Origin of the sequence: Klebsiella pneumoniae (genome assembly GCF_000742135.1) — a bacterium.
Lineage (GTDB): Bacteria > Pseudomonadota > Gammaproteobacteria > Enterobacterales > Enterobacteriaceae > Klebsiella > Klebsiella pneumoniae.
The window spans coordinates 3,342,358-3,364,655 of record NZ_KN046818.1 but is presented as its reverse complement, the minus strand read 5'-3'; the positions used below and the strand labels follow the sequence as shown (position 1 = coordinate 3,364,655).

The window sequence follows — 22,298 nt, the reverse complement described above, 5'->3', positions numbered from 1 at the left end:
CGGATCCTGCTTCGCCGAGTTCATTAACAGGAGGAAGGCATGACACATCCAACCGTTATAAAACTGCACGACGGCAACCTGATGCCGCAGCTGGGTCTCGGCGTGTGGAAAGCTGGCAACGAGGAAGTCGTCTCCGCCATTCATAAGGCGCTGGAAGTCGGTTATCGCTCTTTTGACACCGCCGCCGCGTACCAAAATGAGACCGGCGTCGGCAATGCGCTGCACAGCGCTGGCGTCAACCGCGATGAGCTCTTCATCACCACTAAGCTGTGGAACGACGATCAAAAACGGCCGCACGAGGCGCTGAAAGAGAGCCTCAGCAAACTGAAGCTGGACTATGTGGATCTCTATTTAATCCACTGGCCGGTACCGGCTATCGGCCATTACGTCGAGGCCTGGCAGGCGCTGATCGAGCTGCAGCAGCAGGGGCTGACCAAAAGCATTGGCGTGTGTAATTTCCAGGTACCGCATCTGCAGAAGCTGATTGATGAAACCGGCGTCGCCCCGGTGATCAATCAGATAGAACTCCATCCACTTATGCAGCAGCGTCAGCTGCACGCGTGGAACGCCACCCACAAGATCCAGACCGAATCCTGGAGCCCGCTGGCCCAGGGCGGCGAAGGCGTCTTCGATCAAAAAGTCATCCACCAGCTCGCCGATAAGTACGGCAAAACGCCGGCGCAAATCGTCATCCGCTGGCATCTCGACAGCGGTCTGGTGGTGATCCCGAAATCCGTCACGCCGTCGCGTATCGCGGAAAACTTTGACGTCTGGGACTTCCGTCTCGACAAAGATGAGCTGGGAGCGATCGCGAAGCTGGACCAGGGTAAACGTCTCGGTCCTGACCCGGATCAGTTCGGCGGATAATGCTCTCTCTTGCCATCGCCTTTAGCGCCTCGGCGTTAAAGGCGATCGCAGACCAGATGAATATCCTCTGGCTCCAGCGCAAACAGCGCCGGGTCGGGCTTATCCGCTAAGCGACATCCCTGAGCCAGATAAAAATCGACGGTGTTTTTGTTGGGGATCGACGAGATATAGAGGCCGGACGCCCCCATTTCTGGCAGCTGGTGCAGGGCATACTGAAACAGTCGCCGCCCCCAGCCCTGGCCGCGCTTTCCCGCCCCTACATAAAAGAATAATAGCTGGCGCAGCTCGCCATTCATGCCGCGAGGCAGCGTATCCAGCGCCGCTGCGGCAATCATCTGCTCATCGTCAAAAAAGGCGAAAAAAATACCGCCGCGATCGTAACAGGCCTCGTGAATCGGAGTATAAACCTGACGATCGTGAGGGTCCCAGCCACGCACGTCATAATATTCCCGATAAGCCCGCAGCTGACCGTTATCGAGACGGTAGAGCGTATCGATAATTTCGCTGCGGTCTATCTCCCAGAGCTGGTCCAGTTGTTGTCGCGACAGGATGACCGGCGTCATCACCTCTCTCCTTTTTTCACAGATGTTCCCGGCGAGCGATCCCGCCGGGCCAGCCGCTTAGCGTGATACGGCCTTCGGCTTAACGCGTTTTTTCGCGCCCGCAGCGGCAGGCGTCTGGCGCTGATGGGCGATCGGCGTGTGCTTGGTCAGCGCCGGACGAGTATGGCGGTTCTGGCGACGCGCTTCACGCATTTCGTCCAGGGTTGGCGCTGGCACCAGGCAGTCGCGGCGGGAGCCAATCAGGTGCTTCTTGCCCATCGCCTCCAGCGCCTGACGGATCAGCGGCCAGTTTGCCGGATCGTGGTAGCGGAGCAGCGCTTTGTGCAGACGGCGCTGTTTATCGCCCTTCGGCACCACCACCTCTTCGCTCTTATAACCAATTTTACCCAGCGGGTTCTTGCCGGTGTAATACATGGTGGTCGAGTTCGCCAGCGGCGACGGATAGAAGTTCTGCACCTGGTCGAGACGGAAGCGATGCTTCTTCAGCCACAGCGCCAGGTTAACCATATCTTCATCACGGGTCCCCGGATGAGCGGAGATAAAGTACGGGATCAGATACTGCTCTTTACCCGCCTGCTTCGAATAGGTGTCGAACAGCTCTTTAAAGCGGTCGTAGCTGCCCATTCCCGGCTTCATCATCTTCGACAGCGGTCCCTCTTCGGTATGCTCCGGGGCGATCTTCAGATAGCCGCCGACGTGGTGGGTCGCCAGCTCTTTGATATAGCGCGGATCTTCGACCGCGATGTCATAGCGTACCCCGGAGGCGATAAGGATCTTCTTGATGCCCTTCAGCTCGCGAGCGCGGCGATAAAGATTGATCGTCGGCTCATGGTTGGTATCCATGTGCGGGCAAATATCCGGATAGACGCAGGAGAGACGGCGGCAGGTCTGCTCAGCGCGCGGCGATTTACAGCGCAGCATATACATGTTGGCCGTTGGCCCGCCGAGATCGGAGATCACCCCGGTAAAGCCGGGCACGGTGTCGCGAATGGCTTCGATCTCATTAATGATCGAATCCTCAGAACGGCTCTGGATTATGCGTCCTTCGTGCTCGGTGATCGAGCAGAACGAACAGCCGCCGAAGCAGCCGCGCATGATGTTGATTGAGAAGCGGATCATCTCATACGCCGGAATACGCGCATCGCCATAGGAAGGATGCGGCACCCGCTTGTACGGCAGCGCGAAGACGCTGTCCATCTCTTCGGTGGAGAGCGGGATTGCCGGCGGGTTGATCCAGATGTAGCGCTCGCCGTGCTTTTGCATCAGCGCCCGGGCGCAGCCGGGGTTGGTTTCGTGGTGCAAAATGCGCGAGGCGTGAGCGTACAGGACCTTATCGCCTTTCACCTTCTCGAAGGAAGGCAGCAGCACATAGGTTTTTTCCCACGGTTTGGGCCGCGGCGGTTGCACAGTAATGCTTTTCGCTTCCTGTTTTTTCGGCGCGACCGGTTTGTTATCGGCGCACGGCAGATCTTCACCGTACGGATGCGGGATGGGGTCAATTTTACCGGGCGTATCCAGACGGGTGGAGTCCACGCCGCTCCAGCCCGGCAGCGCCTCTTTCACCATGATGGCGGTATTGCGCACATCGCGGATCTGGTCGATGGTTTCGCCCATCGCCAGGCGATGAGCCACTTCCACCAGCGGACGCTCGCCGTTGCCGAACATCAGCATATCGGCCTTGGAGTCCACCAGCACCGAACGGCGCACGGTGTCGGACCAGTAATCATAGTGGGCGGTACGACGCAGGCTGGCTTCGATGCCGCCGAGGATCACCGGCACATCTTTCCACGCCTCTTTACAGCGCTGGGTATAGACGAGGGTAGCGCGGTCCGGACGTTTGCCCGCCACGTTACCCGCCGTATAGGCATCGTCATGACGTAGTTTACGGTCGGCGGTGTAACGGTTGATCATTGAGTCCATGTTGCCGGCGGTCACGCCGAAGAACAGGTTCGGTTTTCCCAGACGCATAAAGTCGTCTTTGCTGTTCCAGTCCGGCTGGGAGATGATCCCAACCCGGAAACCCTGCGCTTCCAGCATGCGGCCGCAGATAGCCATCCCGAAGCTCGGGTGGTCGACATAGGCGTCGCCGGTAACCAGAATAATGTCGCAGCTATCCCAGCCAAGTTGATCCATCTCTTCACGCGACATCGGTAAAAAAGGCGCAGGGCCAAAACAGGCAGCCCAGTATTGCGGCCAGGAAAAAAGGTCACGATCCGGTTGGATCAGGGATATTGCGCTCATATTGCTTCCGGGGAAAATGATAAAAAAATAACCAAAAGGGCGTGGATTATAAGCCGGAATGATAGTGGAAATGAAGGAGGATTTTCTCAAACCCTGACCGTGCGCCGGCCAGGGTCAAAGAGGTTACGGCGCGGGATTCACCAGCATCTGGCCGATCGAGCCGCGATCGGCAAGCTCCAGCGTCTGACTCAGATACTGGAACGGGAAGTGCGGCCACGACGGTTGAGCGTAATAGACCAGCAGCTCAACCTGCCCGTCGACCCACACGGTGTCCTTCCAGCCGCGATCTTCCGGGAAAGGAGACGAGCCGTTGACATTACGGATCTGGAACATCACCCCTTCAATATGGAACGACTGCGGGCGGTCGGCGCGCACCGTCCAGCGCTCCCAGGTCCCCTGCTGCGCCGTGATATCGATACGCTGCGGATCCCACAGCTGGCCGTTGATGCCCGGATCGTCGCCAAGGGTGATATCCCGGCTGCGGATCGGCGTACCGGAGAGCAGCTCGGTCGGCAGCAGGCGCACCGGCAGACTGTCGGTCACCAGCGGCAGCAGCCCGGTCGGACGCAGCGTCAGCACCAGCGTGGAGACCAGGATGCTTGACGGTTCAAAAAAACCGCGGATACGGTCGACGATGCTCGCCGCTTCGCCGCAGGTAATGGATACTTCATCGCCGTTAGTCATATCGACCAGAATTTCACGCCGCTCCCCCGGGGCCAGCGATAGCTGCTTGAGCGAAACCGGCGCCGGCAGGAATCCCTGATCGCCGGAAATCACATGCAGCAGTCGGCCATCGCTCATCTGCAGCTGATAGCGCCGGGAGTTGGAAGCGTTCAGCAGGCGCAGGCGCACCCAGCCGCGCGACACTTCAACATACGGGCTCTGCACGCCGTTAACCAGCAGCGTGTCGCCCACAAAGCCGCCGCTGCCCGGTTCGCTATATTCCGGCGTGCCGAAGTTATCCAGCCGTTTATCCTGAATAATCACCGGGAAGTCATCGACGCCATAGTGGTTAGGGATCGGCAGGTTCTTGCTGACCTCGTCTTCCACCAGCCACATGCCCGCCAGACCGTTGTAAACCTGTTTCGCCATCCGGTTCGGCGTGTTGGCCTGATACCACAGCGTCGCCGCGCTCTGGCGGATAGGCAGCACCGGCGCCCAGTCGGCGTTCGGCGACATCATGCGCGCCGCGCCGCCAATCAGCGGGCCAGGCACCTGCAGACCGCGGATGGTCATCGCCACGTTCTCCGTCAGGCGGTTGCTGTAGATAAGCTTGACGTCGTCTCCGTTCCAGACGCGGATCGTCGGCCCCATATAGCGGCCATTGATCCCCCAGACGGGGGCGCGGGTGCCGGGGGTAAACGACCAGTGGGAACGCTGCAGCGTCAGAAACAGCGGCTGGCCGCGACGAGATTCCAGCAGCGGCGGAACCGGCAGCGCAGGCTGCTGGCCGGCGGCATGGGCCTTCAGCGGCGCGGCGCCAGCGCACAGCGCTACGCCGGAAGCCTTAATAAACTGACGCCGACTGAGTGACATATTAACTCCATGACATACTGACAAATGAAAAAGGGAATTCGTTTCCCGCCAGCAATACGCGCGCGTTGGCGGCGTTTCCTGTCTTATTGCTTTCCAGCCGCTTCGCGCTCGGCCACTTCGTTGTCCAGATCAGCGATTTTGGCGGCCATCAGCTCGCGGCAATGCGTCGCCAGCGCGCGCACGTTGTCTTTACCAAACTGCGTGGTATCTACCGGCGGCAGCATTTCCACAATCACCAGACCGTTGTTCCAGCGATTGAGCTTTATTTTATTCGATGTATTCGAGACACACACCGGAATAATCGGCACCCCAGCGGCAATAGCCGCGTGAAAAGCCCCGGTTTTAAACGGCAGCAGGCCGCGGCCGCGGCTACGGGTCCCTTCCGGGAACATCCAGAACGAAATTTTACGCTTTTTAAAAGCGTTGACGACTTCGGCAATAGTGCCGTGCGCTTTGGTTCGGTTATTACGGTCAATCAGCAAATTGCCCGTCAGCCAGTACAGTTGGCCAAAGAACGGGATCCACAGCAGGCTCTTTTTACCTACGGTGACCGTCGGAGCCTGCACGATATTCGACGCCGTCACCATATCATAGTTGTTCTGGTGGTTAGCGATGTAGATCGCGTTACCATAGCTTTCCGCGTCGGCGGGTTTGCGTAGCTCTACCTTGAGGCCAAATACCGGAGATAAACGGCCAAACAGATGGCCGAAAGTGGCAACGTGTTTTGGATTACGTGGGCTGAACAAGCAGTACAGACAGCCAAGTACGCACACTACGATGCAATAAATGACCACGAAAATTACTCGAAAAATGAATAGCATAGCTACCTCTAAAACCCAAACCGCTTAGAATTATTCGCTGCTGGCAGAAGGCAGGCTCACAAGTTCTGCGCAGGCCGGGACCGTTCTTCCTGGGTCCCTGATGATGGACATTGTTAATCGCAACGCCTGAATAAACAACGATTTTGCGGCATTTTTTCGTCTCCTCCCGTCAAAGAGGGGAGGAGACGCGCTTACTCTTCGCTATCGCCTGCCGCGGCACGACGCGGCGAGTCAATTTCCACGCGGTCAATTTTCTGCAGCCCGCGCATCAGCGAACCGCGGCGGCCGCGCTCGCCGGTGACTTTTTGCAGCTCTTCCGGACGCAGTTTGATCTTCCGTTTGCCGACGTGAATGGTCAGCGTACTCTGCGGCGGCAGAACAAACAGATGTGCCAGACCGTCCTGGCCGGCTGCGGCTTCCGCCGCCGGAATGCTGATAATTTTGTTGCCCTTGCCTTTCGACAGCTGCGGCAGATCGCTGACCGGGAACATCAGCATCCGCCCGGCGGCGGTGATGGCCAGCAGCATATCGGACTCATCCTCAATCACCAGCGGCGGCATCACGTGCGCGTTGTCAGGCAGGGTGATTAGCGCTTTACCGGCACGGTTGCGCGCCACCAGATCGTTGAAGGTACAGACGAAACCGTAGCCCGCGTCGGAAGCCATCAGCAGTTTCTGATCGTCGCTTTCCATTAGCATATGCTCCACGGTCGCGCCCGGCGGCAGGGTCAGTTTGCCGGTAAGCGGTTCACCCTGGCCACGTGCGGAAGGCAGAGTAATCGGATCGATGGCATAGCTGCGTCCGGTGGTATCGATAAACACCACCGGCTGGTTGCTCTTGCCCTTCGCCGAGGCTTTCCAGCTGTCGCCCGCCTTATAGCTCAAGCCCTGGGCGTCAATGTCGTGTCCTTTGGCGCTGCGCACCCAGCCCATCTGCGACAGAACGATAGTCACCGGCTCAGACGGCAGCATGTCATGTTCGCTCATCGCTTTCGCTTCTTCACGCTCGTGAAGCGGCGAGCGACGGTCGTCGCCGAAGGCATCGGCATCGGCCTGCAGCTCTTTTTTCAGCAGGTTGTTCATCTTACGTTCAGACGCCAGAATCGCCTGCAGCTGGTCGCGCTCTTTTTCCAGCTCGCTCTGCTCGCCGCGGATCTTCATCTCTTCCAGTTTGGCGAGGTGGCGCAGTTTTAATTCCAGAATCGCTTCCGCCTGGGTTTCGCTGATGCCAAAGCGCGACATCAGGGCCGGCTTCGGTTCATCTTCAGTGCGGATGATCTCAATCACTTCATCGATATTAAGAAACGCCACCAGCAAACCTTCGAGGATATGCAGGCGCTTCAGCACTTTCTCTAACCGATGGTTTAGACGGCGACGCACGGTATCGCGACGGAACACCAGCCACTCGCTGAGGATCTCCAGCAGGTTTTTCACCGCCGGGCGGCCGTCAAGGCCGATCATATTGAGGTTGATGCGGTAGCTCTTCTCCAGATCGGTGGTGGCGAACAGGTGGTTCATCACCTGTTCCATATCCACCCGGTTGGAGCGCGGGACAATCACCAGACGGGTCGGGTTTTCGTGGTCCGATTCGTCGCGCAGATCGTCAACCATCGGCAGCTTTTTATTGCGCATCTGCGCCGCAATCTGCTCCAGCACTTTGGCGCCAGAGACCTGATGCGGCAGCGCACTGATCACCACCGCGCCGTCCTCTTTACTCCACACCGCGCGCATGCGCACTGAGCCGCGCCCGTTCTGGTAGATTTTGCGAATTTCCGCCCGCGAGGTGATGATCTCCGCCTCGGTCGGGAAATCCGGCCCCTGTACGATATCCAGCAGTTCGTCGAGGGTGGTTTTCGGCTGCTCAATCAGCGTAATCGCCGCTTTGGCCACTTCCCGCAGGTTGTGCGGAGGAATATCGGTCGCCATGCCTACCGCGATGCCGGTGGTGCCGTTCAGCAGGATGTTCGGCAGACGCGCTGGCAGCATTTTCGGCTCCTGCAGCGTGCCGTCAAAGTTTGGCACCCAGTCGACCGTCCCCTGCCCCAGCTCGCTGAGCAGCAGCTCGGCATACTTCGACAGGCGGGATTCGGTGTAACGCATGGCGGCGAAAGATTTGGGATCGTCCGGCGCCCCCCAGTTTCCCTGACCATCCACCAGCGGATAGCGGTAAGAGAACGGCTGCGCCATCAGCACCATCGCTTCATAGCAGGCGCTGTCGCCGTGCGGGTGATATTTACCCAACACGTCGCCGACGGTGCGGGCGGACTTTTTGAATTTCGCGCTGGCGTTCAGCCCCAGCTCGGACATCGCATAGACGATGCGACGCTGGACCGGTTTTAAGCCATCGCCAATAAACGGTAATGCCCTGTCCATGATCACGTACATGGAGTAGTTCAGGTAAGCATTTTCCGTAAATTCATGCAGCGCAAGGCGCTCTGCCATATCGCTCATTAATCGTGGATCCTCAATCTGGGTACCGACCGTTCGGACGGCAAAACTACCCGCGATAATACCCGATCTCACGCCCTGAGTCACAGGCCGTGAGATCGGCTGAGGATTCCGTCACGCTTAATCAGGCCAGCGGCAGATAAATATCGGTTTGCAGTTCATGCTCAGCCACCTCATGGACAAAATTGAGGTAACGGAAGTACACCGGAAAATCCCGTAACGTCTCGCCTGAAGCGGGTAACCAGTCGCGATAGAGAAACCAAACGCTGTTCGCCAGCGTGTCCAGCGAGCCGTGATGGCGCACGACGGCGCAGCGTCCGCCGGGGATTTCGCCGTTAATCACGCCAAAGGCGTTTTCACCAACCGGCCGATCGACCGTACCGCAGATATCAAAACGAAATGCCTCCTGCGGGGTGGTCTGCGGATCGTCCCAGGCGATCCCCCAGGTATCGCTGGTGGCGACGGGCGATAGTCCGCTCGTCTTACGCCAGGCGATAAAACGCGCGGCGGTGGCGTTGACAAGGTCCGGGCTACCGCGATGTTGCAGTACGGCTATCCGGGTGGAGGGGCACGAAATAATGTTGACGTCCATCGACGTTTGCTCCTGTAGCGTATGTTTCGGTACGCGTCGATGCCACTCGGCCCAGTCCGGTTGTTGACGGAATTGGGTCGGGCTTTGGTCAAACGCGGTACGGAAGGCACGACTGAACGACTCCGCATTCTGAAATCCGGCATCAAGGGCAATATCGATGACTTTATCGCGGGGGTTGAACGCCAGGCGCCAACAGGCGCGTCGCAGACGCAACCACTGAATATACCGGTACAATGGAATGCCGGTATAGGCGCTAAATTGCCGGTGAAAATGGTAAGGCGAACTGTGCGCTATCGCGCTCAGCGTCTCCAGCGACAGCGGCTCATCAAGATGGCGCGCAATGTACCTACAGACGCGCTGGAAGCGCCCGACATACGCCGGGCTGGCCTTAATATCGTTCATCGTCTCCTCCTCGCGACATACTCTGACAGAGCGAGGATCGCGATTCCTGACCGATCTTGCGCTTATCCGACGGAGACTTATGGCGCGATTTTACGGATCTGTTTAACGTCGATTTCTACCGAGTTCCAGTCCTTATCGACTTCCCCCTGAATTTCTACTGTGTCCTGCGGGCCGACGGTCACGCCGTTCCAGCGCTTGTGGTCGATATCGACATTGATCACCCCGGAAGCATCCTGGAATTTATACAGGTCATCAGAGATGCGCTCGACGATTTTACCGCGCAGGGTCACCCAGGTGTCATCACGCAGCGACTTGGCGTTCGCCACGGTGGTCACCGCGCCGCTCGGCCCGGTGAAGCCGCCAGCCTGGGTGGTAGTGGTAGTAGACGGTCCGGTGAATCCTCCCTGCCCGGCGGCCAGTACCGGCATGGAAACCAAAGCAATAATCGCGGTCATCGCAGCAATTTTTTTCATCTTATATTCTCCCTTTTGTGTTGGTATGGCTCCTATTACGCCCGACAAAACTTAACGACTTCTTAAGCGGAAAAAAGAAATTTTAATGCTGTACATCACCCGCTTCAACGCGGTTTACTGCGCAAAGAAACGGGATCGTCGGAGGGAAACATGCGCATATTACTGGTGGAAGATGACAAGCTTATCGGCGACGGCATCAAAGCCGGGCTGAGCAAAATGGGCTTTAGCATTGACTGGTTTACCGCCGGGCTGGAGGGCAAAAATGCCTTATACAGCGCCCCCTACGACGCCGCAATCCTTGACCTCACCCTACCCGGCATCGATGGCCTCGATATTCTGCGCGAATGGCGCGATAAAGGCCGCCATGAGCCGGTGTTGATCCTCACCGCCCGCGATGCCCTCAGCCAGCGGGTGGAGGGCCTGCGCCTGGGCGCCGATGACTACCTGTGCAAACCTTTCGCCCTGATTGAGGTGGCAGCGCGCCTCGAAGCGTTGATCCGCCGCGCGCACGGCCAGAGCAGCAGCGAACTGCGCCACGGCAAGGTGATCCTCGATCCGAACCGCTTAACCGCCAGCCTCGACGGCGAAAGCCTGGCGCTGAAGCCGAAGGAGTTCGCCCTGCTGGAACTGCTTATGCGCAACGCCGGGCGCGTATTGCCGCGTAAGCTTATCGAGGAAAAGCTCTACACCTGGGACGACGAGGTCTCCAGCAACGCCGTGGAAGTTCACGTCCATCATCTGCGCCGCAAGCTCGGCAGCGACTTTATCCGTACCGTCCACGGCATCGGCTATACCCTGGGTGACGCATGAAACGACTTGCCCGCCTGAGCCTACGCCTGCGCCTGACGCTGCTGTTTGCCGTACTGACCACCGCCGCCTGGGGGATGGCCAGCGTTATCGCCTGGCAGCAGACCAGCAAAAAGCTGGATAAGCTGTTCGATACCCAGCAGCTGCTGTTCGCTCGCCGCCTGAGCGTCATGCATTTCGATGAACTGCGCGCCCCGCCCGCCTTGCTCGGGGAAAAGAAAAAGGTACGCCACGGGCACATCGACGACGACGCGCTGGCGTTCGCCATCTTCACCCGCGACGGCAAAATGGTGCTTAATGACGGCGAGAACGGAGAGGATATTCAGTGGAATTCGCAGCGCGAGGGATTCAGCGATGGCTATCTGCGTGACGACGATGACGAGTGGCGTTTCCTGTGGTTAACCACCGCCGACGGCCGCTACCGCATCGCCGTCGGCCAGGAGTGGGATTACCGGCGCGAAATGGCGATGGATATCGTGACCTCGCAGCTCACCCCGTGGATGGTTGCCCTGCCGCTGATGTTCGTGCTGCTCATCGTGCTGTTAAGCCGCGAGCTGGCGCCATTGAAAAATCTGGCGCGCACGCTGCGCCTGCGCGCGCCGGACTCGGCGGATTCGCTCAGCGTGGAGAAGATCCCCGCCGAAGTTCGCCCGCTGGTCGAAGCGCTGAATCAGCTGTTCCGACGCACTCACGACGCCATGCTGCGCGAGCGTCGGTTTACCTCTGATGCCGCCCATGAGCTACGCAGCCCGCTGGCGGCGCTGAAGGTGCAGACCGAAGTCGCCCAACTCTCCCTGGACGATCCCGAAGGGCGTGAGAAAGCGTTGGATCAGCTCCACCAGGGGATCGATCGCGCCACCCGACTGGTGGATCAGCTGCTGACGCTGTCGCGGCTGGACTCGCTCGCCCAACTGGATGATGTGCAGCAGGTCGCCATCGCCGATCTGCTGCAGTCGGCAGTGATGGAGATGTATCACCCGGCGCAGCAGTCCGGGATTGAGCTGCGCCTGCATCTTAATGCCAGCCATATCGTCCGCACCGGCCAGCCGCTGCTGCTCAGTCTGCTGGTGCGCAATCTGCTGGATAACGCCGTACGCTATAGCCCGCGCGGCAGCCAGGTCGATATCACGCTCAACGCCCGCGAGTTCCGGGTGCGCGATAACGGCCCAGGCATTAGCCCGCAGGCGCTCTCGCGCATTGGCGAGCGTTTTTATCGTCCGCCGGGGCAGGAGGCGCCGGGCAGCGGCCTGGGCTTGTCGATCGTTAGGCGCATCGCCTCGCTGCACGGCATGCAGGTTGATTTTGCCAACGCGCGCGACGGCGGCTTCGAGGCCCGCGTGTACTGGTAGCGAGATTATTGCTCATTTGGCAAAAGACTTTGCACATTTTGCTCATTTTACTGCCCCGCTTCGCGGGGTAAGATCGTCGGCAAATTTTCATATATGAGGGTAAAAAATGAGCAACATCCTGATTATCAATGGGGCGAAAAAGTTCGCGCACTCTAATGGTCAACTGAACGACACCCTGACCGAGGTCGCGGAGAGTTATCTGCGCGACGCCGGGCACGATGTTAAAAGCGTTCGCGCCGAAAGCGAGTACGACGTAAAAGAAGAAGTACAGAATTTCCTGTGGGCCGATGTGGTGATCTGGCAGATGCCGGGCTGGTGGATGGGCGCTCCGTGGACGGTGAAAAAATATATGGATGACGTCTTTACCGAAGGCCACGGCTCGCTGTACGCCAGCGATGGCCGTACCCGCTCCGACGCCAGCAAAAAATACGGCTCCGGCGGCCTGGTGCAGGGGAAAAAATATATGCTTTCTCTGACCTGGAACGCGCCGATGGAAGCCTTCACCGACCAGGACCAGTTCTTCCACGGCGTCGGCGTTGACGGCGTTTACCTGCCGTTCCATAAAGCCAATCAGTTCCTCGGCATGGAGGCATTGCCAACCTTTATCGCCAACGACGTGATAAAAATGCCTGATGTCCCGCGGTATATCGCAGAATATCGCAAGCATCTGGCGGAAATTTTTGGTTAACTAGGGGTCTATGCTCTACATATTTCGAGTTATTGGAACCTGGAGTATGACAAGATCCACACAGAAGGAGTTGAGTTAACCATGTTAACAGTGATTGCAGAAATCCGTACCCGCCCGGGCCAGCACCACCGCCAGGCGGTTCTCGATCAGTTCGCGAAAATTATTCCGACCGTTTTGCAGGAGGCCGGCTGCCACGGCTATGCCCCGCTGGTGGATCATGCCGCCGGCGTCAGCTTCCAGACCACAGCGCCCGACTCTATCGTCATGGTCGAGCAGTGGGAAAGCGTCGCGCATCTTGAAGCACACCTGCAAACCCCGCACATGAAAGCCTGGTCGGAAGCGGTCAAAGGCGATGTGCTGGAGACCAGCATCCGTATTCTGCAGGCTGGCGTTTAAGTCCGCCGACTCAGTAATGCCATGAAAAAGGGAGCCTGAGGCTCCCTTTTACGTCTGGCGCAGCGTACAGACTTACACTTCCAGATCCGCCATATCGCCCTTCTCCTGCAGCCAGTTGCGACGATCTTCCGAACGCTTTTTGGCCAGCAGCATATCCATTATCGCCGTGGTCTGCTGCTCGTCCTCATCGCTGATCACCAGCTGCACCAGGCGGCGGGTATTCGGGTCAAGGGTGGTTTCGCGCAGCTGCATCGGGTTCATCTCACCGAGCCCTTTAAAGCGCTGGACGTTTGGCTTGCCCTTCTTGCGCTTTAGCTGCTCCAGCACGCCGGTTTTTTCTTCTTCCGTCAGCGCGTAGTAAACCTCTTTACCGAGGTCGATACGGTACAGCGGCGGTAGCGCCACATAGACGTGCCCCTCTTTCACGAGGGTACGGAAATGTCTTACGAACAGCGCGCATAGCAGGGTGGCAATGTGCAGACCATCGGAGTCCGCATCCGCCAGAATACAAATTTTACCGTAGCGCAGCTGGCTTAAATCATCGCTGTCCGGGTCAATACCAATCGCCACCGAAATGTCGTGCACTTCTTGCGAAGCTAACACTTCATCGGAGGAGACTTCCCAGGTATTAAGGATCTTGCCCTTCAGCGGCATGATCGCCTGATATTCGCGATCGCGCGCCTGCTTGGCTGAGCCGCCCGCCGAATCCCCTTCGACAAGGAACAGCTCGGTACGGTTCAGATCCTGGGCGGTACAGTCCGCCAGCTTACCCGGCAGCGCCGGACCGCTGGTCAGCTTTTTGCGCACCACTTTTTTGGCCGCGCGCAGACGGCGCTGGGCGCTGGAGATGGCCATCTCCGCCAGCAGCTCCGCGGCCTGCACGTTCTGATTCAGCCACAGGCTGAAGGCGTCCTTCACCACGCCGGAGACGAACGCCGCGCACTGGCGCGACGACAGACGCTCTTTGGTTTGCCCGGCGAACTGCGGATCCTGCATCTTCACCGACAGCACGTACGCGCAGCGATCCCAGATATCTTCCGCTGACAGCTTCACGCCGCGCGGCAGGATATTACGGTACTCGCAGAACTCACGCATCGCGTCGAGCAGCCCCTGACGCAGACCGTTAACGTGCGTCCCGCCCTGCATAGTCGGGATCAGGTTCACGTAGCTCTCGGTCAGCAGTTCGCCGCCTTCCGGCAGCCACAGCAGCGCCCAGTCCACCGCCTCCGTCTCGCCGGAGAAGGCGCCGACGAATGGTTTTTCCGGCAGCAGCGGCAGGCCGTTCACCGCTTCGCTCAGGTAATCGTTCAGGCCATCGGCATAGCACCAGCTCTGCTCGCTGTTGTTCACCTGGTCGCGGAAAACAATTTCCACGCCCGGGCACAGCACCGCTTTCGCTTTTAACAGGTGGGTCAGACGTGAAACGGAAAAGCGCGGGCTGTCGAAGAAGCTTTCGTCCGGCCAGAAATGGACGCTGGTCCCGGTATTGCGTTTGCCGCAGGTGCCGGTGACGTGCAGGTCTTCCACTTTTTCACCATTTTCAAAGGCGATGCTGTAGACCTGACCGTCGCGACGCACGTTGACCTCCACGCGTTTTGACAGGGCGTTGACCACCGAGATCCCCACCCCGTGCAGGCCGCCGGAAAACTGATAGTTTTTATTGGAAAACTTACCGCCCGCATGCAGCCGGCAGAGGATCAGCTCAACCGCCGGCACGCCCTCTTCCGGGTGGATGTCGACCGGCATCCCGCGGCCATCGTCAATGACCTCCAGGGACTGGTCGGCATGAAGGATAACTTCCACACGTTTGGCGTGGCCTGCCAGCGCTTCATCCACACTGTTATCAATAACTTCCTGACCAAGATGGTTAGGACGAGTGGTGTCGGTATACATGCCCGGACGGCGGCGCACCGGCTCTAGCCCGGTGAGTACCTCAATGGCATCAGCATTATATGAAGATTGCGTCATGGTGTGTATTCGTAGGTCGTTCAGGGCCGTTTAGCGCAGGCCGAGAAATTCGATAATCTGAGTGAAATGATCGTCAAAGCCGACAAATGCGTGATTACCGCCCTCCTCTACCGTCTGCCGGCAAGAGGCGTAGTAATGAACGGCCTGGCGGTAATCAAGCACTTCATCCCCGGTCTGCTGCAGCAGCCAGAGTAAATCCGGCGCTTCGAGCGGGTCGATTTGCATGACTTTGAGATCGTAAATATGGCGAGACTCTAGCACATATTGCTGCCCGGTGTATGGATTCTCATTGTGGCCGAGAAAATTGTTTAGTAGTTCAAACGGCCGCACCGCCGGGTTAACCACCACCGCCGGCAGCATAAAGCACTGCGAAAGCCAGGTCGCGTAGTAGCCGCCCAGCGACGACCCTACGACCCCCAGCGGCTCGCCTCCGTGCTCCAGCACGATGGACTCCAACAGCTCCGCCGTTTCCGCCGGGTAAGGCGGCAACTCCGGCACCACCATGGTGATCTCAGGATAGTGCTGCGCCAGCCAGGTCTTTAACGCCGTCGCCTTCGCCGAGCGCGGAGAGCTGTTAAAGCCGTGCAGATAAAGGAGCGTCGCCATCAGTAGCCTTCTGAAGCAATATCCGGATGAAACGCGGCGCCTTCCAGGCGGCACACTTCGGTGGTCAACGTCCCGTCAGGGTGAAGCTCCAGCCAGCGCCAGCCCGGTGACACCGTATCCAGAGTGAAATTGGCACAGTGCGGTTTAAACTGGACGCAGGTCGACGGCGTCGCCATCATGCGCCGGCCATTCCAGTCGAGATCCAGTTCCTGATGAATATGGCCGCACAAAAGATGCTTCACCCGCGGCCAGGCGCTCAACGCGCTGTCCAGCGCGCCGGCGTTGCGCAGACTATGCTGATCCAGCCAGCTGCAGCCGGCCGGCAGCGGATGATGGTGCAGCAGGAGTAAGGTATAGCGCTCCGGCGCCTCCGCCAGCTTATGTTCGAGCCACTCCAGCTGGAAGTCGCTCAGCTCGCCATGGGGAACGCCAAACACCTGGCTGTCGAGCAGCAGGATCTGCCAGCGATCGCCGAGAAACACGCGCTTGGCAGGGGAAATGCCCGCCTCCTGCAGGGTACTGTACATCGCCGGCTGGAAATCATGGTTGCCCGGTAGCCAGACGCAGGGTGCAGCAAAACTCGCGATGCCCTCAGCAAAATGCTGATAGGCCGCGGAGGAGTGGTCCTGCGCCAGATCGCCTGTTGCGACAATCAGATCGCATGGACGCTGTGAGGCATGAATGGCCGACAGTACGGCCTGATAGCTATCCCAGGTATTGATGCCTAACAACGTTTCATGCTTTTCAGCAAACAGGTGAGTATCAGTAATTTGTAATATCCTGACTCTGGCCTCACCAGCCAGAGGTAGGTTTAACAGGCTTTCCAAATGGTGTCCTTAGGTTTAACGACGCTAACAAACCGGAATCGCCATCGCTCCATGTGCTAAACAGTAACGCAGCCAGTCGGCCAAAAACTGGTTAATTTGATGCTTTTCGTCGCGTTGATGCAACTTTTTATTAGGATAATCATATCGCGCTTTGAAGCGAAAGATCTGCTGACTCGAACACACTTCGGCCACCATGGCGTCATGGTAGAGGCGGACGGTCATCGATGGCAGGCTCCAGTAGCTCACTGCAGGCAGAGTCTGCTCTATTGCCACCAGAGTAGTGTAGCGGGTCGATTCAACTATCGTTAACCGATACTGCGCGCTTCCCACCTGATAGCTTACCTTCTCACCCGCTGCATCCGTTCGCGGCAACAGGCGGCGCAACTGCGCGAAGTTGGTCTCGCACAGGCGCATCATCTCAGGGAAGTCAGGTGTATAACGCTTCATTTTGTCCACTCATTTCGTAAATTGTGATAATGCAATTGCAGCCATTGCAAGGCGATGACAGAGGCTGCGTTGTCGATTTTCCCCTCTTCTACCCACTGGTAAGCCTGCTCCCGACTCACCACATGCACCCGAATATCCTCGTTTTCCTCGGCCAGGCCGTGAATGCCTTTTGCCGTCGATGCATCAACTTCTCCCACCAGGATCGATAACCGTTCGCTGGTGCCGCCGGGACTGGCCAGATAGCTTAATATTGGTTTCGTCCGCCCAACTTCAAGCCCGGCCTCCTCCAGCGCTTCCCGACGGGCAACATCTTCCACCGTTTCACCCGCTTCAATCATGCCGGCGACCATCTCCAGCAGCCACGGGCTCTCGCTGGTATCATAGGCGGCGATACGGATTTGTTCGACCAGCACCACTTCGTCGCGCACCGGGTCAAAGGGTAGCAAGACGGCGGCGTGCCCGCGCTCAAAAATTTCACGGGTGATTTCGCCACTCATGCCGCCGTTAAACAGGCGGTGGCGAAAACGGTATAAATCGAGCGAAAAAAAACCACGATATAGCGTTTCGCGTGCAATAATTTCTACATCATTTTTGGAGAAGGTAATTCCCTGCTGCGTGGGTTTGCTCATTGTCATGTCCTGCGAATCTGAAATTAGGGATTTCCAAACCGTTTGGCTACCGTTTTACGGTCCGTATGTTAGATTGGTGCAAATTACCGCCGGATGGCACGTAACGCCAACTTTTTACGGCGGCAGAATCGATACAATCAGCGGAATTTTTCTTAGAATTAGACCAGCGCTAAATGCTTCACAACAAGGAATGCAAATGAAGAAATTGCTCCCCATTCTTATCGGACTGAGCCTGACCGGGTTCAGCGCCATGAGCCAGGCGGAAAACCTGCTTCAGGTTTACCAGCAGGCACGCATCAGCAACCCCGATCTGCGTAAATCGGCAGCCGATCGTGACGCCGCGTTCGAAAAGATCAACGAAGCGCGCAGTCCATTACTGCCTCAGCTTGGGCTGGGAGCGGATTATACCTATACCAATGGCTATCGCGACAGCAACGGCATCAATTCAAACGTCACCAGCGGTTCGCTGCAGTTAACGCAGGTTCTGTTTGATATGTCGAAATGGCGCGCCCTGACGCTGCAGGAAAAAACGGCAGGGATTCAGGATGTCACGTATCAGACCGATCAGCAAACACTGATTCTGAATACCGCGACGGCCTATTTTAAAGTGCTGGCCGCCATCGACACGCTCTCCTATACCGAAGCGCAGAAACAGGCTATTTACCGCCAGTTGGATCAAACCACGCAGCGCTTTAACGTAGGCCTGGTGGCGATCACCGACGTACAGAACGCCCGTTCACAATACGATGCCGTGCTGGCGAACGAAGTCACCGCGCGTAACGATCTCGACAACGCCGTCGAAGAACTGCGTCAGGTCACCGGTAATTACTATCCGGAGCTGGCCTCCCTGAACGTGAATGGCTTCAAAACCAACAAGCCGCAGGCGGTCAACGCCCTGCTGAAGGAAGCGGAGAACCGCAACCTGTCGCTGCTGCAGGCGCGTCTGAACCAGGACCTGGCTCGCGAGCAGATTCGCCAGGCGCAGGACGGCCATTTGCCGACGCTCAGCCTATCCGCGTCGAGTGGGATATCGAATACTAGCTACAGTGGTTCAAAAACCCATAATAATCCTCAGCAATACCAGGATAACGATGCCGGGCAGAACCAAATCGGCCTGAACTTCTCTCTGCCACTGTATCAGGGCGGCGCGGTGACCTCGCAGGTCAAACAGGCGCAATACAACTTCGTTGGCGCCAGCGAGCAGCTGGAAAGCGCCCACCGCAGCGTCGTGCAGACTGTGCGTTCATCGTTTAACAACGTGAACGCCTCCATCAGCAGCATCAACGCCTACAAACAGGCGGTGGTCTCTGCGCAAAGCTCCCTGGATGCCATGGAAGCTGGCTACTCGGTGGGTACGCGTACGATCGTTGACGTCCTCGACGCCACCACTACGCTGTATAACGCTAAGCAGCAGCTCTCGAATGCGCGCTACAACTACCTGATCAACGAGCTGAACATTAAGTCGGCGTTAGGTACCCTGAACGAGCAGGATCTGGTCGCCCTGAACAACACGCTGGGTAAACCCATCTCCACCTCCGCAGATAGCGTCGCGCCGGAAAATCCGCAACAGGATGCCACCGCTGATGGCTACGGCAACACTACCGCGGCGGTGAAGCCGGTGTCCGCACGGACCAACCAGAGCAGCGGCAGCAATCCGTTCCGTCAGTAATTCTCATACTGTGATGCGCATCGCCTGTCCGTCGGACAGGCGATGCGTTAAACGTAAGGCAACGTAAAGATCCCCCGCTTAGCGCCCCTCTTCGCTTCATTTTCCACCACTCATCCTCTATCCTGAGCGTTAACACACGCCATACCACTGGGTCCTGGAAGACAAATATGAAACGGACAAAAAATATTAATCATTCGTCGTTCCGCAAAAGCTGGAGCGCACGCCATCTGACGCCGGTCGCGCTGGCCGTCACCGCGGTCTTTATGCTCGCCGGTTGTGAAAAAAGCGACGAAACGGTGTCGCTGTACCAGAACGCCGATGACTGCTCCGCCGCCAACCCGGGCAAAGCAGCCGAATGCACCACGGCCTACACCAACGCGGTAAAAGAGGCAGAGCGCACTGCGCCGAAGTATGCCACCCGCGAAGACTGCGTCGCCGAGTTTGGCGAAGGCCAGTGCCAGCAGACGCCAGCCCAGGCGGGCGTCGCCCCGGAAAACCAGGCGCAGGCGCAAAGCAGCGGCAGCTTCTGGATGCCGCTGATGGCCGGCTACATGATGGGCCGCCTGATGGGCGGCGGCATGGCGCAACAGCAGCCGCTGTTCAGCTCGAAAAATCCGGCCAGCCCGGCCTACGGTCAGTACACTGACGCCAGCGGCAAGAGCTATGGCGCCGCCCAGCCGGGCCGCACCATGAATGTGCCGAAAACCGCGATGGCGCCGAAGCCAGCCACCACCACCACCGTCACCCGCGGCGGCTTTGGCGAGTCGGTAGCGAAACAGTCGACCATGCAGCGTAGCGCCGCAGGCTCAACGTCCTCTTCTCGCTCAATGGGCGGCTAAGCAACATGGAAAGAGTCAGTATTACCGAGCGCCCGGACTGGCGCGAGAAAGCGACCGAGTACGGTTTCAACTTCCATACCATGTACGGCGAGCCCTACTGGAGCGAAGAGGCGTATTACAAGCTGACCCTCGCGCAGGTGGAAAAGCTGGAAGCGGTCACCGCTGAGCTACATCAGATGTGCCTCCAGGTGGTGGAAAAAGTGATCGCCAGCGATGAGCTGATGACCAAATTCCGCATCCCTAAACACACCTGGGGTTTTGTACGCCAGTCGTGGAAAACCAACCAGCCGTCGCTCTACTCACGTCTCGACCTGGCCTGGGATGGCGTCGGCGAACCGAAGCTGCTGGAGAACAATGCCGACACCCCGACCTCGCTGTATGAAGCGGCCTTCTTCCAGTGGATCTGGCTGGAAGATCAGCTCAACGCCGGCAAGCTGCCGGCGGGCAGCGACCAGTTCAACAGTTTGCAGGAAAAGCTGATCGATCGCTTCGGCGAGCTGCGCGAGCAGTTTGGCTTTCAGCTGCTGCATATGGCCTGCTGCCGCGATACCGTTGAAGATCGCGGTACCGTGCAGTATCTGCAGGACTGCGCCGCTGAAGCGGGGCTGGCGACGGAATTCCTCTACGTTGAAGATATCGGCCTGGGCGAAAAAGGCCAGTTTACCGATCTGCAGGATCAGGTGATTGGCAATCTGTTCAAGCTCTATCCGTGGGAGTTTATGCTGCGGGAGATGTTCTCCACCAAGCTGGAAGACGCTGGCGTCCGCTGGCTGGAGCCGGCGTGGAAAAGCATTATCTCCAACAAGGCGCTGCTGCCGATGCTGTGGGAGATGTTCCCCAATCACCCTAATCTGCTGGCGGCCTACTTCAGCGAAGATACTCACCCGGAGATGGAGAAGTACGTCATTAAGCCAATCTTCTCCCGCGAAGGCGCTAACGTGTCGATCGTTGAAAATGGCAAAGTGGTGGAGGCAGTAGAAGGCCCGTACGGGGAAGAAGGCACCATCGTGCAGGCGTTTTACCCGCTGCCGAAGTTTGGCGATAGCTATACGCTGATTGGCAGCTGGCTCATCAACGACCAGCCTGCAGGGATCGGTATTCGCGAAGACCGGGCGCTGATCACCCAGGATCTGTCGCGCTTCTATCCGCACATTTTCGTCGAATAATGCCGCGCTCCGGCGACGGTAAATGCCGCCGGAGCGCGCTATCATCAGGCGCCAACCAACACCGACAGCATGCTCAGCGAGCCCATCTCGATGCCATCGACTGGGATCGTCATCGCCTCAACGCCATCCCACGTCCCCAGGACATACAGCAGCGGCAGGAAATGCTCCGCCGTCGGGTTGGAGAGCGAGCCCCCTTCGTGTGCCAGGTAGTTAACCAGCGGGTGCTGCTCGTCCAGCCCCTGCCATTGCAGATTCGCCTTCACGTAGTTATTGAAGGACTCTGCCCAAGGGTACGGCGTGTTCTCGCCATGCCAGCGGGCGGTGCGCAGGTTATGCACCACGTTGCCGCTGGCCACCAGCATAACGCCTTCATCACGCAGCGAGGCCAGCTTCCGCCCCATTTCGAGATGCCAGGCCGGCGGTTTGGTGCTGTCGATGCTCAACTGAACCATCGGGATATCCGCCTGCGGATACATTTTAATCAGCACGCCCCACGAGCCATGGTCAAATCCCCAGGCTTCTGTATCGAGGGTGACCGGCACCGGCGAGAGCAGCTCCACCAGCCGTTGCGCCAGCGCCGGAGAGCCCGGCGCCGGATAATGCGTGTCATACAGCGCCTGCGGAAAACCGCCGAAGTCATGAATGGTCTTCGGCGCCTCCATCGCCGTTATGCCCGTACCGCGCGTAAACCAGTGCGCAGAGACCACCACGATCGCTTTCGGACGCGGCAGGGTTTCGCCCCGTTGAGCCCAGGCGCGGGTATAACGGTTGTCTTCCAGCACGTTCATTGGGCTGCCATGGCCGAGAAACAACGCGGGCATTCGGGTACGGGACATGATGATATCCTTAGGGTGTCAATGTGATGTGCTCACATTACGCGCTTTTGCGCCAGGATAAACTCAGATAACCATGATGATGATCGTCAGAAAATTTGAATGTAATTCGCGGTAAAGGGACGTGTCCCG

21 protein-coding genes are annotated in these 22,298 nt (G+C 58.2%); 8 read left to right on the top strand and 13 right to left on the bottom strand.

Features of this window, described 5'->3' with window-relative positions:
• The first annotated feature begins 39 nt into the window (after positions 1-39).
• On the top strand, positions 40-867 hold the full coding sequence (dkgA, locus tag DR88_RS09705) for a 2,5-didehydrogluconate reductase DkgA (protein WP_002916796.1): 828 nt from the start codon (positions 40-42) through the stop codon (positions 865-867).
• A 35-nt stretch (positions 868-902) separates the two neighbouring features.
• On the opposite strand, the gene DR88_RS09710 is transcribed toward dkgA, so the two are convergent.
• The 7 genes from DR88_RS09710 to DR88_RS09740 all read right to left on the bottom strand — a co-directional run bounded on the left by DR88_RS09710 (position 903) and on the right by DR88_RS09740 (position 9,942).
• Positions 903-1,430, bottom strand: coding sequence for a GNAT family N-acetyltransferase (locus tag DR88_RS09710; RefSeq protein WP_004144550.1), 528 nt, complete (start codon positions 1,428-1,430; stop codon positions 903-905).
• Between the two features lie 57 nt (positions 1,431-1,487).
• Positions 1,488-3,671, bottom strand: coding sequence for a YgiQ family radical SAM protein (locus DR88_RS09715; RefSeq protein ID WP_004174383.1), 2,184 nt, complete (start codon positions 3,669-3,671; stop codon positions 1,488-1,490).
• A 123-nt stretch (positions 3,672-3,794) separates the two neighbouring features.
• Positions 3,795-5,207 (bottom strand): cell division protein FtsP, encoded by a 1,413-nt coding sequence (gene ftsP / locus DR88_RS09720; RefSeq protein ID WP_004144547.1) that lies wholly within the window; start codon positions 5,205-5,207, stop codon positions 3,795-3,797.
• 83 nt (positions 5,208-5,290) lie between these two features.
• On the bottom strand, positions 5,291-6,028 hold the full coding sequence (gene plsC, locus DR88_RS09725) for a 1-acylglycerol-3-phosphate O-acyltransferase (protein ID WP_002916826.1): 738 nt from the start codon (positions 6,026-6,028) through the stop codon (positions 5,291-5,293).
• Between the two features lie 191 nt (positions 6,029-6,219).
• Positions 6,220-8,478 carry a DNA topoisomerase IV subunit A gene (parC, locus tag DR88_RS09730; protein WP_004181324.1) on the bottom strand — a complete coding sequence of 753 codons (2,259 nt, stop codon included), beginning with the start codon at positions 8,476-8,478 and terminating at the stop codon, positions 6,220-6,222.
• A 121-nt stretch (positions 8,479-8,599) separates the two neighbouring features.
• Positions 8,600-9,469, bottom strand: coding sequence for an AraC family transcriptional regulator (locus DR88_RS09735; protein WP_002916831.1), 870 nt, complete (start codon positions 9,467-9,469; stop codon positions 8,600-8,602).
• 77 nt (positions 9,470-9,546) lie between these two features.
• Positions 9,547-9,942 (bottom strand): YgiW/YdeI family stress tolerance OB fold protein, encoded by a 396-nt coding sequence (locus tag DR88_RS09740; RefSeq protein WP_002916833.1) that lies wholly within the window; start codon positions 9,940-9,942, stop codon positions 9,547-9,549.
• 150 nt (positions 9,943-10,092) lie between these two features.
• Here DR88_RS09740 and qseB point away from each other — a divergent pair, with 150 nt between their 5' ends.
• The 4 genes from qseB (at position 10,093) to DR88_RS09760 (ending at position 13,182) form a co-directional block, all read left to right on the top strand.
• Entirely contained in the window at positions 10,093-10,752 is a 660-nt protein-coding gene (gene qseB, locus DR88_RS09745) for a quorum sensing response regulator transcription factor QseB (RefSeq protein WP_002916836.1), read from the top strand.
• Entirely contained in the window at positions 10,749-12,098 is a 1,350-nt protein-coding gene (gene qseC / locus DR88_RS09750) for a quorum sensing histidine kinase QseC (protein ID WP_004149844.1), read from the top strand. Before qseB ends, qseC begins: the two co-directional genes overlap by 4 nt.
• Positions 12,099-12,204: 106 nt before the next feature.
• Entirely contained in the window at positions 12,205-12,786 is a 582-nt protein-coding gene (locus tag DR88_RS09755; protein WP_004900659.1) for an NAD(P)H-dependent oxidoreductase, read from the top strand.
• A gap of 81 nt (positions 12,787-12,867) precedes the next feature.
• Positions 12,868-13,182 carry a putative quinol monooxygenase gene (locus DR88_RS09760; protein ID WP_002916842.1) on the top strand — a complete coding sequence of 105 codons (315 nt, stop codon included), beginning with the start codon at positions 12,868-12,870 and terminating at the stop codon, positions 13,180-13,182.
• A 72-nt stretch (positions 13,183-13,254) separates the two neighbouring features.
• Here DR88_RS09760 and parE read toward each other — a convergent pair whose 3' ends face one another.
• Genes parE through nudF form a run of 5 tightly spaced genes read right to left on the bottom strand, consistent with a single transcriptional unit; the run spans position 13,255 to position 17,659 of the window.
• Complete coding sequence (parE, locus tag DR88_RS09765) at positions 13,255-15,150, bottom strand: DNA topoisomerase IV subunit B (protein WP_002916844.1); 1,896 nt, start codon at positions 15,148-15,150, stop codon at positions 13,255-13,257.
• Positions 15,151-15,180: 30 nt separating this feature from the next.
• Positions 15,181-15,756, bottom strand: a complete 576-nt coding sequence (yqiA, locus tag DR88_RS09770; RefSeq protein WP_002916845.1) for an esterase YqiA — start codon at positions 15,754-15,756, stop codon at positions 15,181-15,183.
• The gene (gene cpdA, locus DR88_RS09775; protein ID WP_002916846.1) at positions 15,756-16,583 is read right to left on the bottom strand and encodes a 3',5'-cyclic-AMP phosphodiesterase; all 828 of its coding nucleotides are present in this window, start codon (positions 16,581-16,583) and stop codon (positions 15,756-15,758) included. Before cpdA ends, yqiA begins: the two co-directional genes overlap by 1 nt.
• Positions 16,584-16,607: 24 nt before the next feature.
• The gene (locus DR88_RS09780; protein ID WP_002916847.1) at positions 16,608-17,030 is read right to left on the bottom strand and encodes a DUF1249 family protein; all 423 of its coding nucleotides are present in this window, start codon (positions 17,028-17,030) and stop codon (positions 16,608-16,610) included.
• A complete protein-coding gene (nudF, locus tag DR88_RS09785; RefSeq protein ID WP_002916848.1) occupies positions 17,027-17,659 on the bottom strand; it encodes an ADP-ribose diphosphatase in 633 nt (210 codons plus the stop codon). The genes DR88_RS09780 and nudF overlap by 4 nt, the downstream gene beginning before the upstream one ends.
• Before the next feature lie 196 nt (positions 17,660-17,855).
• Between nudF and tolC the strand changes: the two genes are divergently transcribed.
• The 3 genes from tolC (at position 17,856) to DR88_RS09800 (ending at position 21,333) form a co-directional block, all read left to right on the top strand.
• Entirely contained in the window at positions 17,856-19,328 is a 1,473-nt protein-coding gene (gene tolC, locus DR88_RS09790) for an outer membrane channel protein TolC (RefSeq protein ID WP_032443945.1), read from the top strand.
• A gap of 167 nt (positions 19,329-19,495) precedes the next feature.
• Positions 19,496-20,167 carry a DUF1190 family protein gene (locus tag DR88_RS09795; RefSeq protein WP_002916849.1) on the top strand — a complete coding sequence of 224 codons (672 nt, stop codon included), beginning with the start codon at positions 19,496-19,498 and terminating at the stop codon, positions 20,165-20,167.
• Between the two features lie 5 nt (positions 20,168-20,172).
• Complete coding sequence (locus tag DR88_RS09800; protein ID WP_004144540.1) at positions 20,173-21,333, top strand: glutathionylspermidine synthase family protein; 1,161 nt, start codon at positions 20,173-20,175, stop codon at positions 21,331-21,333.
• A 44-nt stretch (positions 21,334-21,377) separates the two neighbouring features.
• Here DR88_RS09800 and ygiD read toward each other — a convergent pair whose 3' ends face one another.
• A complete protein-coding gene (gene ygiD / locus DR88_RS09805) occupies positions 21,378-22,169 on the bottom strand; it encodes a 4,5-DOPA-extradiol-dioxygenase (protein WP_025861741.1) in 792 nt (263 codons plus the stop codon).
• Between the last annotated feature and the right edge of the window lie 129 nt (positions 22,170-22,298).

Bases quoted from the DNA above. Each gene is read 5' to 3' on its own strand.
- dkgA (WP_002916796.1), top strand. From the start codon at position 40: ATGACACATCCAACCGTTATAAAACTGCACGACGGCAACCTGATGCCG.
- DR88_RS09710 (WP_004144550.1), bottom strand. From the start codon at position 1,430: ATGACGCCGGTCATCCTGTCGCGACAACAACTGGACCAGCTCTGGGAG.
- DR88_RS09715 (WP_004174383.1), bottom strand. From the start codon at position 3,671: ATGAGCGCAATATCCCTGATCCAACCGGATCGTGACCTTTTTTCCTGG.
- ftsP (WP_004144547.1), bottom strand. From the start codon at position 5,207: ATGTCACTCAGTCGGCGTCAGTTTATTAAGGCTTCCGGCGTAGCGCTG.
- plsC (WP_002916826.1), bottom strand. From the start codon at position 6,028: ATGCTATTCATTTTTCGAGTAATTTTCGTGGTCATTTATTGCATCGTA.
- parC (WP_004181324.1), bottom strand. From the start codon at position 8,478: ATGAGCGATATGGCAGAGCGCCTTGCGCTGCATGAATTTACGGAAAAT.
- DR88_RS09735 (WP_002916831.1), bottom strand. From the start codon at position 9,469: ATGAACGATATTAAGGCCAGCCCGGCGTATGTCGGGCGCTTCCAGCGC.
- DR88_RS09740 (WP_002916833.1), bottom strand. From the start codon at position 9,942: ATGAAAAAAATTGCTGCGATGACCGCGATTATTGCTTTGGTTTCCATG.
- qseB (WP_002916836.1), top strand. From the start codon at position 10,093: ATGCGCATATTACTGGTGGAAGATGACAAGCTTATCGGCGACGGCATC.
- qseC (WP_004149844.1), top strand. From the start codon at position 10,749: ATGAAACGACTTGCCCGCCTGAGCCTACGCCTGCGCCTGACGCTGCTG.
- DR88_RS09755 (WP_004900659.1), top strand. From the start codon at position 12,205: ATGAGCAACATCCTGATTATCAATGGGGCGAAAAAGTTCGCGCACTCT.
- DR88_RS09760 (WP_002916842.1), top strand. From the start codon at position 12,868: ATGTTAACAGTGATTGCAGAAATCCGTACCCGCCCGGGCCAGCACCAC.
- parE (WP_002916844.1), bottom strand. From the start codon at position 15,150: ATGACGCAATCTTCATATAATGCTGATGCCATTGAGGTACTCACCGGG.
- yqiA (WP_002916845.1), bottom strand. From the start codon at position 15,756: ATGGCGACGCTCCTTTATCTGCACGGCTTTAACAGCTCTCCGCGCTCG.
- DR88_RS09780 (WP_002916847.1), bottom strand. From the start codon at position 17,030: ATGAAGCGTTATACACCTGACTTCCCTGAGATGATGCGCCTGTGCGAG.
- nudF (WP_002916848.1), bottom strand. From the start codon at position 17,659: ATGAGCAAACCCACGCAGCAGGGAATTACCTTCTCCAAAAATGATGTA.
- tolC (WP_032443945.1), top strand. From the start codon at position 17,856: ATGAAGAAATTGCTCCCCATTCTTATCGGACTGAGCCTGACCGGGTTC.
- DR88_RS09795 (WP_002916849.1), top strand. From the start codon at position 19,496: ATGAAACGGACAAAAAATATTAATCATTCGTCGTTCCGCAAAAGCTGG.
- DR88_RS09800 (WP_004144540.1), top strand. From the start codon at position 20,173: ATGGAAAGAGTCAGTATTACCGAGCGCCCGGACTGGCGCGAGAAAGCG.
- ygiD (WP_025861741.1), bottom strand. From the start codon at position 22,169: ATGTCCCGTACCCGAATGCCCGCGTTGTTTCTCGGCCATGGCAGCCCA.